At 69.8% G+C, this 14,393-nt stretch carries 9 protein-coding genes and 1 tRNA gene; 7 read left to right on the top strand and 3 right to left on the bottom strand.

Annotated features, from left to right (window positions below; all coding sequences use genetic code 11):
- Positions 1–702: coiled-coil domain-containing protein (locus tag NBX02_RS00645; protein ID WP_445548180.1), on the bottom strand; the 702-nt coding region annotated here is incomplete at its 3' end.
- A gap of 431 nt (positions 703–1,133) precedes the next feature.
- Here NBX02_RS00645 and NBX02_RS00640 point away from each other — a divergent pair.
- The 4 genes from NBX02_RS00640 to NBX02_RS00625 all read left to right on the top strand — a co-directional run bounded on the left by NBX02_RS00640 (position 1,134) and on the right by NBX02_RS00625 (position 5,459).
- Positions 1,134–2,513 (top strand): ammonium transporter, encoded by a 1,380-nt coding sequence (locus NBX02_RS00640; RefSeq protein ID WP_445548179.1) that lies wholly within the window; start codon positions 1,134–1,136, stop codon positions 2,511–2,513.
- Complete coding sequence (locus tag NBX02_RS00635) at positions 2,510–2,848, top strand: P-II family nitrogen regulator (protein ID WP_250281239.1); 339 nt, start codon at positions 2,510–2,512, stop codon at positions 2,846–2,848. Before NBX02_RS00640 ends, NBX02_RS00635 begins: the two co-directional genes overlap by 4 nt.
- 71 nt (positions 2,849–2,919) lie before the next feature.
- The gene (locus NBX02_RS00630; RefSeq protein ID WP_250281238.1) at positions 2,920–5,217 is read left to right on the top strand and encodes a [protein-PII] uridylyltransferase; all 2,298 of its coding nucleotides are present in this window, start codon (positions 2,920–2,922) and stop codon (positions 5,215–5,217) included.
- Positions 5,218–5,366: 149 nt separating this feature from the next.
- Positions 5,367–5,459: transfer RNA gene (locus tag NBX02_RS00625), tRNA-Ser, on the top strand.
- A 45-nt stretch (positions 5,460–5,504) separates the two neighbouring features.
- On the opposite strand, the gene NBX02_RS00620 is transcribed toward NBX02_RS00625, so the two are convergent.
- Entirely contained in the window at positions 5,505–5,696 is a 192-nt protein-coding gene (locus tag NBX02_RS00620; protein WP_250281235.1) for a hypothetical protein, read from the bottom strand.
- A 412-nt stretch (positions 5,697–6,108) separates the two neighbouring features.
- Here NBX02_RS00620 and NBX02_RS00615 point away from each other — a divergent pair, with 412 nt between their 5' ends.
- From NBX02_RS00615 to NBX02_RS00605, 3 genes are all read left to right on the top strand, one after another.
- Complete coding sequence (locus NBX02_RS00615) at positions 6,109–6,840, top strand: DUF308 domain-containing protein (protein WP_250281234.1); 732 nt, start codon at positions 6,109–6,111, stop codon at positions 6,838–6,840.
- Between the two features lie 366 nt (positions 6,841–7,206).
- The gene (locus tag NBX02_RS00610) at positions 7,207–11,916 is read left to right on the top strand and encodes an FtsK/SpoIIIE domain-containing protein (protein ID WP_250281233.1); all 4,710 of its coding nucleotides are present in this window, start codon (positions 7,207–7,209) and stop codon (positions 11,914–11,916) included.
- A gap of 594 nt (positions 11,917–12,510) precedes the next feature.
- Complete coding sequence (locus NBX02_RS00605) at positions 12,511–13,728, top strand: APC family permease (RefSeq protein WP_445548181.1); 1,218 nt, start codon at positions 12,511–12,513, stop codon at positions 13,726–13,728.
- A gap of 53 nt (positions 13,729–13,781) precedes the next feature.
- Here the strand turns inward: NBX02_RS00605 and NBX02_RS00600 are convergent.
- Positions 13,782–14,393, bottom strand: a 612-nt coding sequence (locus NBX02_RS00600) for a hypothetical protein (RefSeq protein WP_250289532.1), incomplete at its 5' end; no start/stop codon positions are given.

Genomic DNA, 14,393 nt, shown 5'->3' with positions numbered 1-14,393 from the left:
AGATGTGTATAAGGGACAGGCCTGCGCCTGCGCGGCCGCGGCGGCTGCCAGCTCGCCCGCCCGGCGGGCCGCCTCCTCGCGGGCACGCGCCTGGCGGACAAGCTCGGCGTGCCTGGCGACCAGGCCGTCGAGCAACGCACGCTGCTCCGTCACCGACGCCTCGATGCGCTTCTTCCCCTCTTCGAGGGACGCGGTTTCGCGTTGCCGCTCGGCAAGAGCCGCCTGCGCGGCGGCCTGCGCGCCGGCCAGGTCGTGGCGGGCCGAGCGCAGCTCGATCTCGGCGGCCCGGCCGCGGCGGGCGAGCGAGTCCATCGCGCCCACCCGGTCGAGTGCCGTGCCGGGGTCGCCGGAGAACAGCACCGAGAGCTGTTCGAGACCGCCCGAACGGTAGGTGGCGGCTCCCAGCGCGCGGCGTCTGTCCGCCGCGGCCCGCACAGCGTCCCCCGCATGCCGGACGTTCTCGGTGGCCGTCGACACGGCCTGCTCGGCGGCGCTCAGCCGCAGCCGCCCGGCGTTGAAGGCTTCGGTCGCCGTCTCGGTCGAGTGCGTCAGTTCGGCGAGCTGTTGCTGAGCGGCCGCGATATCTCTGTTGACCTTGTCGATGCCGTCGGCTCTGGCCGGTGTGGCGGCGCCCGGCAGCAGTATGATCCCGCCGGCGAGAACGCCGACCAGACCCAGAGCGCCCGGTAGCCGTTCAGGCACCCGGCGACAGCTTTCCGAGGCCTCCGGAACAGCCGGAGCCTCCCCCGAGGCGCCGGGGACGCGGCCCGGCCGCTGGCGCGCGCGGCGTTCGTGCGATCTACGGACGAACGAGCCACGCCAGCCGGCGCCACCACAACAGTAGCAATCCGCAGTCAAACCATCACACACGGAGAATCACGGTAGCCCGTCGGAGCAAGTAGGATCACATAAACGCGCCGGAAGTCACGGAGGGCGATGTGATGTTCGCCACGAGCCCATCGAAGCGGGCCACGAATCGCCCAATTTAGCGATTTCACATACCGGAAACAGGAAAGATACCGATCCGGAACAGATCCTATCGACTCTTCGGCCGAAGGATCCGGGACGACGGGTGGGCCGCGGACCGGTGAGCATGATCCACGCGGGCACGCGGGGCGACCGACGGGAGAGACATGAACCCAGACCAGCTTAAGGAACTCCAAGACGGTATAGCCGGCGCAGCGGGTGTGGGCAGCACCGCCTGGATTCTGGCTGCCTCGGCACTCGTACTGCTGATGACACCCGGCCTTGCGTTCTTCTACGGCGGCATGGTCCGCGCGAAGAACGTGCTCGGCATGCTCATGCAGAACTTCTTCTGCATCGCCGTCGTCAGCGTCCTATGGGTACTGATCGGTTACAGTATCGCGTTCGGCGACGGCAACCAGATCTTCGGTGGGTTTCACTTCGCACTGCTCAACCATATGAGCGAACCGGTTCCCGGGTATGCCGAGGTGACGTTCGCCCCGCCCTATGAGACGAACTCGCTCGCCCAGGTGATCCCACCGATCGTGTTCGTGGCATTCCAGCTCATGTTCGCAATCATCACCCCGGCACTCATCACCGGAGCCACCGCTGACCGGTGGAAATTCGGGGCTTTTGCCGCCTTTGTGACGATATGGTCGATTCTCATCTACTCGCCGGTGGCGCACTGGGTGTTCTCCCCCGAAGGATGGCTGTTCAAGAGGGGCGCCGAGGACTTCGCCGGCGGTACCGTCGTCCACGCGAACGCCGGAGCCGCGGCCATCGCCGTCGCGCTTGTCCTGGGTAAGCGCAGGGGCTGGCCCGCCACCAGCTTCCGGCCGCACAACCTGCCGTTCGTACTTCTGGGAACCGGCCTGCTGTGGTTCGGCTGGTTCGGTTTCAACGCCGGGTCCGAACTCGCCGCCGACACCCGCGCCGGGTTCGCATTCGTCAACACCAACACCGCGACCGCCGCCGCCGTGCTCGGCTGGTTGTTCGTAGAGAAGATCCGGGATGGGAAGGCGACCACCCTGGGTGCCGCCTCCGGCGCCGTCGCCGGCCTGGTAGCCATCACCCCGGCCTGTGGCTTCGTCTCCCCGGCAGGCTCGATCGCCATCGGCCTCATCGCCGGTGCGGTCTGCGCTCTGGCCACGGCCATCAAGGGCAAGGTCGGCATCGACGACGCGCTCGACGTAGGCGCCGTCCACCTGGTTGGCGGTGTGCTGGGTGCGCTGTTGATCGGGTTCTTCGGCACTGCCGACGTCGCCCCCGGCTACAGCGCGGACGGGATCTTCTACGGCGGTGGCGCCAGCCTGCTCGGCAAGCAGGCGCTCGCCGCCGGCGCGGTGGTCGCCTACTCGTTCGCGGCAACGTTCATCATCGCCTTCGTCATCGACAAGATCTACCGGATGAGGCTGTCGCCGGACGAGGAACTCGAAGGAATGGACATCGTCCTGCACGGTGAGACCGCCTACGAGTTCACCGCGCTCGGTGACGGATCGGCACCGGCATCGGTTTCCACCGACAAGGTCGCAGAGGAGGCCAAGGCGTGAAACTCGTAACCGCGGTAATCAAGCCGTTCAAGCTGGAGGACGTGAAGACCGCGCTGGAAAACCTCGGCGTGCGCGGCCTGACCATTTCGGAGGTCCAGGGCTTCGGTCGACAGAAAGGCCACACCGAAGTGTATCGGGGAGCCGAATACAAGGTCGACTTCGTCCCGAAAATCAAGATTGAAATCGTCGTGGACGACGACGCCGTCGACGAACTGGTAAGTGCCATCACCACGTCCGCGCAGACCGGGAAGATCGGTGACGGCAAGGTCTGGGTGGTCCCGGTCGAAACCGTCGTACGGGTACGCACCGGCGAACGTGGATCGGACGCGCTGTAGACCGTGCACCTTGTCGGTGTGCTGGCCGGTGCGGGCCGTTGGCTGCCGCACCGGCCAGAACAGGCCCTTCGATGACGAACCGGCTGGCGACTCTTACGGGCCGGTCCGAGGAGTTCGGCGGCATCGTCGGGCCGGCGCTGCGCCACGCCCTCATGGACGTCGCCGAAGCCACCCTGTGTGCTCTTTTCGGCGAGCCGGGCGCCGGCGTCGCCCTGATGGCGGTCGGTGGCTACGGGCGGGGTGAGCCCGCCCTCGGCAGCGATCTCGACCTCGTCCTGCTGCACGACGGCCGCCGGGACGACATCACCGGCATCGCCGACACCCTCTGGTATCCGCTCTGGGACGCCGGGATCGGCCTCGACCACAGCGTCCGTACCGTCGACGAGGCCGTCGCGGTCGCCGACAACGACCTGAAGGCGGCGCTGGGCCTGCTGGAGGCCCGCCCGGTCGCCGGTGACCGCGCCCTCGCCGGGTCCCTGCTCGAGCGCGTCCGCGCCCGTTGGCGCGCTCGCTCCCCCCAGCGTCTGCCCGAACTCGCGGACCTGGTCGCCGACCGGGCCCGGCGCCACGGCGACGTCGCCTTCCTGCTCGAACCGGACCTGAAACAGGCCCGCGGTGGCCTGCGGGACGTCCACGCGCTGGCCGCGCTCGCCATCGCCTGGGTCGCCGAAACCCCGTCCGCGCGGGTGCTCGAAGCGCGCCGGGTGCTCCTCGACGCCCGTGGCGAGGTCCGCCGGCTCGCGCACGGCCGCCGGCAGGACCGGCTGCTGCTGCAGGACCAGGCCGCCGTCGCGGCAGCCCTGGGCTATCCCGACCAGCTCGCGCTCGCCCACGCCACCGCCGACGCGGGCCGCACGATCTCCTGGACCTGGGACACCACCTGGTACCGGGTCTCGGCCGGCCTACGATCGTCCGCGCGCCGGCGCCCCGGCCCCCCGGTCCGCCGGCCCCTGGACCAGGACGTGGTCGAGCAGGACGGCGAGGTGCAGCTCGCCCGGGACGCCGATCCCACCCACGATCCCGCGCTGGTCCTGCGGGCCGCCGCCGCGGCGGCCCGGGCCGGCATCCCCATCGGCCGGTACGCCCTCACCCGGCTCGCCCGCGAAGCCCCACCCATGCCGGCACCGTGGCCGGACGCGGCCCGACAGGCCCTGGTGACCCTGCTCGCCACCGGCCCGGCCATGATCGGTGCCATGGAGGCGCTCGACCAGGTCGGGCTGCTCGTCCGGCTGCTGCCCGAGTGGGAGACGGTGCGCAGCAGGCCGCAGCGCAATCCCTACCACCGCTTCACCGTCGACCGGCACCTGCTGGAGACGGCCGCCGCCGCGGCGGCGTCGACCCGCAAGGTCGACCGGCCCGACCTGCTGCTGCTCGGCGCACTGCTGCACGACATCGGCAAGGGCCGGCCCGGCGACCACACCGACGTGGGAGTCGAGATCGTCCGTGACCTCGCGCCGCGGCTCGGGCTCCCGCCGGCGGACGCCGACATGCTCGTCACGATGGTGCGCCAGCACCTCCTGCTCATCGAGGCCGCGACCCGGCGGGACATCGACGACCCGGCGACCATCGAGGCGGTGGCCCGGGCCGCCGGCAGCCCCCGGGTCCTCGGCCTGCTGCACGCCCTGACCGAGGCCGACGCGCTCGCCACCGGCCCGACGGCCTGGAGCCCCTGGAAGGCACGGCTGGTCGGCGACCTGGTGGAGCGGGCGACAGCGGTCCACCGCGGCGAGCGGGCACCGTGCCCGCCCGCCCTCACCGACCGTCAGCGGGCTCTTCTCACGCTCCCGGACGACTACCACGTGGCGGTCAACCCGCTGCCGGACGACCCGATGTTCGAGATCGTGCTGGTGGCACCCGACCGTCCAGGGCTGCTGGCCGCCACCACGGGAGTGCTCGCCGTCAACCGGCTGGACGTGCACCGCGCCTCCGCCCGCAGCGAGAACGGCCGGGCGCTGTTGCAGGCGGCGGTGGCAACCACGCACGACGGGGAGCCCAACGCCGGGAAGCTGCGCGGTGACCTGCTGCGGGTCCTCGCCGGCCGGGTCGACCTGGACGCCAGGATCACCGGCCGGGAACAGGCGTACGCGGCCACCCGGCGCCAGCCGCCGCCCGCGCCACCAAAAATCATCTTTGACGACTCCGGATCCGACACGGTGATCGAGATACGGGCACCTGACCGTGCCGGTGTGCTGTTCCGGATGGTCCGCGCGCTCTCCGCGGCCGGGCTCGGCGTGCGGACCGCGATCGTGGCCACGATCGGCCTCGACGTCGTGAACGCCTTCTACGTGCGGGAGGCCGACGGCAGCACCGTGCGGCGGCCGGAGCGGCGGGAGGAGGTGGCGAGCCTCGTCCTGGCCGCGCTCGGATGAGCGCCCCGCCCGGGCACGCCGTCTGTGGGCAGGCCGTCTGTGGGCAGGCCGGACGGCCCGGCCTCGCCCCGGGCCGTCCGCTGGACACGGATGTGGGAGAGGGCGGCAAAGCCACACCGGAGGTGGCGGCTATACTCAGAACGCACGTTGGAGGCTTCGCCTAGTCCGGTCTATGGCGCCGCACTGCTAATGCGGTTGGGGGTAACCCCCCCTCCCGGGTTCAAATCCCGGAGCCTCCGCCACTGACCAGGCGTTTTGAACACATGTTCGAGACGCCTGGTGTCATTTCAAGATCCATGAATGGCCTCGGTCGGCACAGGGCTGACACGAACGGAAGCGATCTTGTTTCGGCGCGGCGCGGACGCCGCGATCACGACGACCGCCCGCTCCGCCCGCTCCTCGGTGACGACCGCGTACATGTCGCTGGCGAAGGCGGCTGGCACATGGCCCAAGACGTCGCTCACCAGCTTCATCGGCACCCCGGACACGAAACCGGTGGGAGCGCGTCGTGGCCCTCCATGTCGCCAGCCACCCGGCCGGCCGCGACGGGTGGACGCACGGCACACCCGCGGCCGATGACACCGAGCGACCAGAATGCTCCGGCGCGGGCACGGAACCGGCACCACCGGCGAACCGGATATCCACGGATGAATGCTGGAAATCGTGCGACCGCCGGCGGGACGGCAGGCAGCCGTCAATCTGGTCATTCACCCACGAAGCCGACCGGCGGCGGCCGGTTCGCCGACGTACGCATCATGATTCACGGCGCTGGCGTGGCGTGAAGCCTGCGAGCGGGGGCATCACCGACTCGACCACGCACTTCGGCGACCGGCGCCCGTATCCACGGGAGTCGGTCATGTTCGGGAGCCCGATGAGTCGAAAGGAGCTGCCATGCGTTCCACGGCAACGCCGGCGGGCCACGCTCAGGGCGGTACCACGAAGCTTCGATGGTGGTATCTGCTCGGCGCGGGGATCGCCTTCGTCCTTTTTGCGCTGGCAATTCCACAGTTCGGTCTGACCACGGTTCGCTCGGTCGCCATACTTCTGGGAATCGTCCTGCTCCTCAGTGCCGCCAGCGAATTGCTGGCGGCGTCGGCGACAGCGCGGGACTGGCGATGGTCCCATGTCCTGCTCGCCGTCCTCTTCGTCGTCGGCGGTATAGTCGCGCTGGCCTGGTCCCGCCCGACCTTCCCGGTGGCGGCGAGGATCCTGGCCTGGTACTTCCTGATCAAAGGTGTTTACGACATCGTCAATTCCTTCGTCGCGAGACGGGCCGAACATTACGGCGCGGCCGGTGAGGACACCCGCGGAACAGCCCAGTGGTGGATGCCGCTGGCGATCGGCGCGCTCGAGATCGGCGTCGGCTTCTGGGCCGTCAGCTATCCGCGGTTCTCGATCTCCCTGCTGGTCCTGTGGGTGGGGCTCGCGGCCCTCGCCACCGGTCTGACAAAAATCGCGATGTCATTCCGGAAACGTGGCCTCCGCAGGGATATGCCGGCCTTTTCCGAAGGCCACTTCCCGCCGGTTGGATTCGGTACCGGCGCGGCCCGCGAGGCCGGCCGGGCGGAGGCCGGGCGAGCGGAGGAGAGCCGAGCCCGCAGATCTCTTTCGGAAGGGCGGTGACATAAATCCCGGAAAAGGGATATGCACCCCGGGAGGGGTGGTCGCGTACATTCCGCCCCTCCCGGGGACGGCCCTGGCGATGGAGCACCGTGCGTGGCCGCCCCACGGGTCACCGACGCGATTCGCGGAAATCCTCACGTGGGTTTTCACGGCAGGCTCGACCGCCATCGTCGCCACGGGCCGGGGACGCCGATCCCCGGCCCGCCCTCGGCCGCGCGCTTCCCAGCCGCGGCCTTCCCGATCACAAGCGTCCCGATCACAGGCGTCCTTGTTTCGAGCCTTCCCGAGGCCGACACGGGCGCGGTGGACACGTCCCGTTTTGTCGGCATCACGCCGTATCGTACTTACATGCGCCTGACACTCACCGTGGCTGACCCAGCCCAGGATGTCAGTGCGGACATCCTGCTGGACACCGATCCGGACGCGCCCGTCGGCCTGATCGCCGACACTCTGGTACGGCACATCCGTCCAGGCATACCGGCTCTCCCCGTGGGTCGGCCGCGCCTGTTCGTCGAGGGCCGTGCGGTCGGCGAGACGCTCACCGTCGCCGGCTCCCCGATCCGGGACGGTGTTCTGATCAGCATCGACTCGCCTGTGGCCTGCCTTCCTCCCGAGCCACCGGGCCTGGTCGAAGTCCGGGTGACCAGCGGGCCGGGCGCCGGGGTCGTCCACCGGCTCGGCCCCGGCGAGTTCACGGTCGGCACCGCGGAGACCTGCGCCGTGCGCCTGGACGACCCGGGCGCCGCCGCCGAAGCCATGACGATCACCGTGACGGTGGACGGCGCCTGCCGGATCGCACCGGTCACCGCTCCCGCCGGGCCAGACACCGGCGACGTGCTCGTCGAACGCGAGCCCCTGGTCGCCGCGGTCGACCTGCCCGCCGGCAGCACCCAGCTCACAGTCGGATCCGTGCTGCTGGCGGCAGGTGTCCCAAGCCGGGCGGACGCCGCGCTCAAACCGTCCGACGACGGGTCGGGGCTGGACTTCAACCGGCCGCCCCGGCTGCTGCCGCCGATCCGGCGGGCACGGTACAAACTGCCCGGCGAACCCTCCGAGCCGGAGCGGCGGCCCACGCCGATCTTGATGGCGGCGCTTCCGCTGGTCGCGGGCGTCACAATGGCCTTTGTCTTCCGGCAGTACTACTTCCTGCTGATGGCTGTGGTCGGCCCGCTAGGCATGATCGGCATGCACGTCTCGGGGAGCCGTCATGGCAGGCGTAGCTACCGTAAGCAGCTGACCGATTACCACAAAAGGCGTCAGGATGTCGAGGACGATGCCGAGCAGGCGCTCCGCACCGAACGCACCGCCCGCCGCGGCGACTTCCCGGACCCGGCGAACGTCCTGCTCACCGCCATCGGGCCACGCGGACGCCTGTGGGAACGCCGCCGGGACGATCCCGACTACCTGCACCTGCGCCTGGGCACCGCCGACCTGCCGAGCGAGGTCGTCATGGAGGACCCGGCCGCACAGGAGCACAAACGAGAGATCACCTGGACGGCCCCCGACGTCCCGGTGACGATCGCCCTGCCCGAACGCGGCGTTGTCGGTATCGCCGGCCGCGGCGACCTCCCACGGGTGCTGGCCTGCTGGCTGGTCGCGCAGGCGGCCGTCCTGCACAGCCCACGCGATCTCGCGATCTGCGTGCTCACGGACAGCTCCGGCGAGCAGGCGTGGAACTGGGTGCGCTGGCTGCCGCACTGCCGTCCGACCGAAGGCCAGGACACCACCGTCCTGCTCGGGACGGACGACGCTTCGCGGGCCCGGCGGGTCGGGGAACTGCTCGGCCAACTGGGGACGCGGGCGGAGGCGCGGGCCCGGCCGGGCGGCGCGAACCCGCTCACCGACGGCCCGGACATGCTGGTCATCATGGACGGCGCCCGCCGGCTACGCTCCATCCCCGGTGTGATCTCCCTGCTCCGGGACGGGCCGGCGCTGGGCATCCGTTCGATCTGCCTGGACCGCGACATCCGGCTGCTGCCCGAGGAATGCCAGGCCGTGGCCGAGGAGACCCCGACAGGTCTGCGGGTCGTGGAGACCCGCACCGAGGTCGTCCATGACGTCCGCCCGGATCTCGTCGCCACGGCGGCCTCCGACGATCCGGAGCTGACGCTCACGGTCAGTGGCGCCGCGGCCTGGTGCGAACGTCTTGCCCGCGCACTGGCGCCGGTACGCGACGTCGGCGGGGACGACGAGGGGTCGCTCCCGGTCTCCGCCCGCCTCCTCGACGTGATCAGCCTGGAACCTCCGACCGCGGCGGTGGTAGCCGCCCGATGGCAGCTCCTCCCCCGCAGCACAGCCTTCCCCGTGGGTCTGTCCCTCGACGGCCCGCTCACGCTGGACCTGCGCCGCGACGGCCCGCACGGGCTGATCGCTGGTACCACCGGCTCCGGCAAGTCCGAGCTACTGCAGTCGATCGTGGCGTCGCTGGCTGTCGCCAACCGGCCGGACGCGATGGCGTTCGTGCTGATCGATTACAAGGGCGGCAGCGCCTTCGCCGACTGTGTCCGGCTCCCGCACACCGTCGGCATGGTGACCGACCTCGACACGCATCTGGTGGCTCGCGCCCTGGAGTCGTTGTCGGCGGAACTACGCCGGCGTGAGCGCATCCTGGCCGACGTCGGCGCGAAGGACATCGAAGAGTACATTTTTCTGGCCACCGCCGCCGGTGACGCACGGACACCTGGTGACGCACGGACACGCAGCGGCGGGCCGCTGCTGCCGCTGCCCCGGCTGCTGCTGGTCATCGACGAGTTCGCCTCGCTCGCCCGGGAGCTGCCCGCCTTCGTCACCGGTCTGGTCAACATCGCGCAACGAGGCCGTTCGCTGGGTATCCACCTGCTGCTCGCGACGCAGCGGCCCAGCGGCGTGGTGTCCCCCGAGATCCGCGCGAACACGAACCTGCGGATCGCGTTGCGTGTCACCGATGCTTCGGAGAGCACCGACGTTATCGGCGCACCTGACGCGGCACGCATCTCGCCGTCGGCCCCCGGACGGGCTTACGCCCGTCTTGGGCACGCCTCCCTGGTCCCCTTCCAGTCCGGACGGATCGGAGGCCGCCGACCCACCGGTGCCGCCGGTGCCGCCTTTAATGATCTTTCTCCGCCTTGGATCGCCCCGCTGACCTGGGCCGCGCTGGGGCAGCCCGCGCCGGCTCCCCCTCGGCCACGGACCACCGACAACGAGATCACCGATCTGAGGACGCTCGTCGAGACTGTCCGGGACGCGGCCGCCATCCTGGGGGTCGAACCAGTGCGCAGCCCCTGGTTACCGCCGCTACCAGAACGACTTACCCTACGGACAGTAAGCGCATCTATGCCCGGATTCACGTCCGGATCCGTGTCCGAGGAATCACAGGTCGTCTCCCGGCAGCCGCACAGCGGCGGCCCGGGCATGCTGCCTCCCGTCCCGATCGGGCTGGCCGACCACTGCGGCATCCAGGCGCAGCTTCCCTACACGATCGACATCGACAACGGGAGCCATCTGCTGTTCGTCGGTGCGCCGCGGTCCGGACGGTCGACGGTTCTGCGCACCATCGCCGGCTCGACAGCCGCGTCCATCTCTTCCAACGATGTGCACCTGTACGCGTTGGACTGTGGCAACAACGCCCTGGCGCCGCTGGTCCACCTGCCGCACACCGGGGCCGTGGTCAGCCGGGACGCGCCGGAACGGGTACAGCGGCTGCTCACCCGGATCATCCGCGAGATCGTCGAACGCCAGGAGATCTTCGCCGTCCATGGATACGCCGATCTCGCCGAGCAACGATCAGCCGATCCCGAACGCCCGCTACCGTACCTGCTCCTGCTGATCGACCGCTTCGAAGGTTTTCTGGCCTCCTTCGAGGAAGCCGACGGTGGAGCGCTTGTGGACATGCTGGCCCGGGTGCTGCGGGAAGGGCCGTCCGTCGGCGTCCGGGTCATCATGACCGGTGACCGGCGCAGCGCCTCCGGACGGTTCAGCGCGGCGATCGAGAACAGGTTCATGCTGCGGATGGCCGACAGGTCCGACTACACGATGGTGGGTCTTGCGCCCGCGGCCGTACCGGACAACCTGCCGCCGGGCCGGGGGTTCCAGCTCGAAGGGACGGTCGAGACCCAGATCGCTCTGCTCGACGACGATCCGTCCGGCCGGGCACAGGTGGCAGCGCTGCACCGGCTGGCCGAGGCGGCTGCCGCGCGCGACGGTGTACCGACCGGGCCAGGTACCGGTGCCCGCGAGGACCACCGCCGCCCGTTCCGTATCGATGTGCTGCCAGCACGCATCACGGTCACCGAGACCAGGGCACTGCGCCCAGGCCCGGGGCACAGCTCACGGACGGGCCCGCCATCACACCTGGATCCGGGCCTGGGCCCGCAGACGAGCCAGCCGGCGGGCATCCGCACGGACGGGCTCGAGGGCCCGCTGCCGGCAGGGCAGCCGTCGGTGCCGGCAGGTTGGCCGAGCCCGCAGCCGGTGCCGCTGGTAGCCCTGATCGGTGCGGGCGGCGACGAACTCGCTCCGGTTGAGATCGATCTCGCCGCCGACGGGCCGGGCTTCGTCATCGCCGGGCCCGCGCGCTCGGGCCGCAGTTCGACGCTGCTGACCATGGCGGAGTCGCTGCTGGCGGGCGGTGCCCGACTGCTGCTGCTGGCCCCGCGACGCTCGCCGTTGTCCACACTCGCGGACCGGTCAGGCGTGATCGACCTGCTGGGCGCGGATGCCCAGGCCGCCGGCATCGACGCGGCGCTGACGGCAGCCGGCCCGTCCGGCGGCCTAGTCACGATCATGGATGACGCGGAACTGCTGGCCACCGCCCCAGTCGCCGATCGCGTATCCGAGTTCCTCAGGACCGCGCGTGACAGCGGATGCGCGTTCGTCGCCGCCGGCACCACCGAGGATCTGACCAGTCAGTACCGGGGGTTCATGGTGGACGCCCGCCGGTCACGATGCGGAGTGATCCTCGCGCCAGGAGCACCCAGCGATGGCGATCTGTTCGGCATCCGGCTGTCACGTAACACCGGGGGCAGCACGCCGGCCGGCCGTGGCCTGTTCGTCCACCGGGGAAAAACAACACCGATTCAGATCGCATACCACGAGTAAGGACACCACCATGCGACCTGCCCAGGCCCTCCTCCCACGTCGGTACGAATTGCACCGTCACCGCAGGGTGAATCACCCTGCAGGCCATCACTCATTCCGGTCGAAAAATTTCCGACAACCCTCCACATGTTCACCGGAAAGGAGCAGATGATAAACAGTCGTAAAACACTGGATGGCGATCGAATGACTTCCGCCTTCGGCGCGAACCCATCCCGGCGCAGAGCCCGCCCCGGCCGATGACCACCTTTGCGATCTCCATCCTGAAAACATACGGATGTCAGAACGTGTGCGCACCGTCCGGCCGAACAGTGTTATGAAGTAGCGGTGTCCGACCACCGTCTTCCCGGGCGTGACGCCGATCCCGGCCAGGAGCCACCTGGTGACCGGCCCGTTTCCCCGACCGAGCCGGTCACGGAACCATCCGGAAAATCGACCGACCGGTTTTCCGGGCGGCTTCCCCGGCCGGGCCGCCATGCCGCGGGCCCGTCCAGGAATCCGACCGGGCCGTGCGCTGTCGGGCCCGCTCAGGCCGACGCAGGTGTCACCGAGCCGTCCGGTGAGCCGACCGTTTCGACCAGCCGGCTACGGCGCCGCATCGGCCTGGCCGACGCGGTGCTCCTCGGGCTCGGCTCAATGCTCGGGGCCGGGGTGTTCGCCGCGTTCGGGCCAGCGGCCCACGTGGCCGGAGCCGGTGTGCTCGTCAGCCTCGCGATCGCAGCTGTGATCGCTTACTGCAATGCCATGTCGTCCGCGCAGTTGGCCGCGCTCTACCCTGAGTCCGGCGGGACATATGTGTACGGACGGCGTCGGCTCGGCGCCAGCTGGGGCTTTATCGCCGGCTGGGGGTTTGTGGCCGGCAAGACCGCGAGCTGCGCGGCCATGTCCCTGACCGTCGGCGCATACGCGTGGCCGCAGCATCCCCGGCCGGTCGCGGTCGCCGCCGCAGCCCTACTCACCATGGTCAATTATTTCGGCGTGAGCAAGACCGCCCGGCTGACCCGCGCCCTCGTCGCACTCACCCTGCTCGCGCTCGCTGTCGTCGTGGTGGCATGCCTGGCGGGCGGGACCGTCAGAACAGCGCGGCTGAGCCCCTTCTGGTCTGGCAGCGGGCTGGACGCCGTACGCGGGATACTCCAGGCCGCGGCCCTGCTCTTCTTCGCGTTCGCGGGTTATGCCCGGATCGCCACCCTGGGCGAGGAGATCCGTGATCCGGCGCGGACGATTCTGAAAGCGATCCCGACCGCGCTCGGGATCACGATTGCCGTCTACCTGCTTGTCGGCCTGTCCGCGTTGCTGGCGGTCGGCCCGGAACGTCTGGCGAGCGCCGTGGACCCGTTGGCCGCCGCGACCAGCGCCGGTGGCCTGCGCGTCCTGACTCCCGCCGTCCGTGTGGGCGGAGCGGTCGCAAGCCTCGGCGTCCTGCTGTCGCTGCTCGCCGGGGTCGGACGCACCGCCCTTGCCATGGCCCGGGAAGGCGACCTGCCGGGCTGGCTTGCGGCGGTACACCCACGGTATGTGGTTCCCCACCGTGCAGAGTTGCTGCTGGGCGGGGTCGTCATCGCGGTGGTCATCGCCTCGGATGTCCGAGGCGCCATCGGTTTCTCCAGCTTCGCGGTTCTCGTCTACTACGCGATCGCGAACGCCAGTGCCTTCACCCTCGACGGCCCGCAGCACCGCTGGCTGCGCCCCCTGTCGCTGTTCGGCGGTGTCGGCTGCCTGGTCCTCGCTCTTGTACTGCCGGCCGCCTCGGTCCTGACCGGCTTCGCCGTCCTCACCATCGGCATCGTGATCCGTGCCGTGCGCAGGTCGTAAACACAGAAAGCATTATCACTTGCACACCGCGGTACCATTCAGCCGTCACACCGTCACACCGGAGCCATGAGCTCCCCGCCATCGGTGACGAACCGGAAAGTCGAGGTCACCGCGTCGAACAGATCGTGCAATGCGTCCACGAGCACCAGGTTCGGGCTGGAGCAGGAGATCAGGGCCACCTGGTCGGACCGTGGGACCGGGACGAAGGTCTGCATCATCGTCGTCCTGATCCAACCAGCCCGGTCAGGCAGTGAGATGTCCTCCACCCCGTACGAGCGGGCCCCCTGCCCAACGCGAGGAAGATCGACAAGGGTCACCGTAGTCCAGGTGTCATCCTGTGATCGGGCGGCCTTCTCCGCCAGAGAAGACATGATCATTGATGGAGTCACCTCGGTCATGCCGACAACCTGGACATCATCCGGCGCGGGAAGCAAGGATACGGTCACGCTGGCGGATAAGCCGGCGCCTTCTACCGCCTCGGCCATGACGCCGCAGAACAGCGCGCCACCGGCCGCCGCGTCACGGGCGGTGTGCCGGAGCAGCCGGGAGATCGCCGCACGGTTCGCCGCGAGCTCGGGGACACCTCGCGTACGCTCCCGGACCAGAGCGTCGATGGACGCCCGCCGGGTCACCGGATTCAGGTCGACCTCGAACCAGGTATCGGG

Source organism: Protofrankia sp. CiP1_Cm_nod1, from assembly GCF_920888515.1.
Classification (GTDB): domain Bacteria; phylum Actinomycetota; class Actinomycetes; order Frankiales; family Frankiaceae; genus Protofrankia.
The sequence above is the reverse complement of the archived record's forward strand: the minus strand, read 5'-3'. Positions and strand labels throughout refer to the sequence as shown.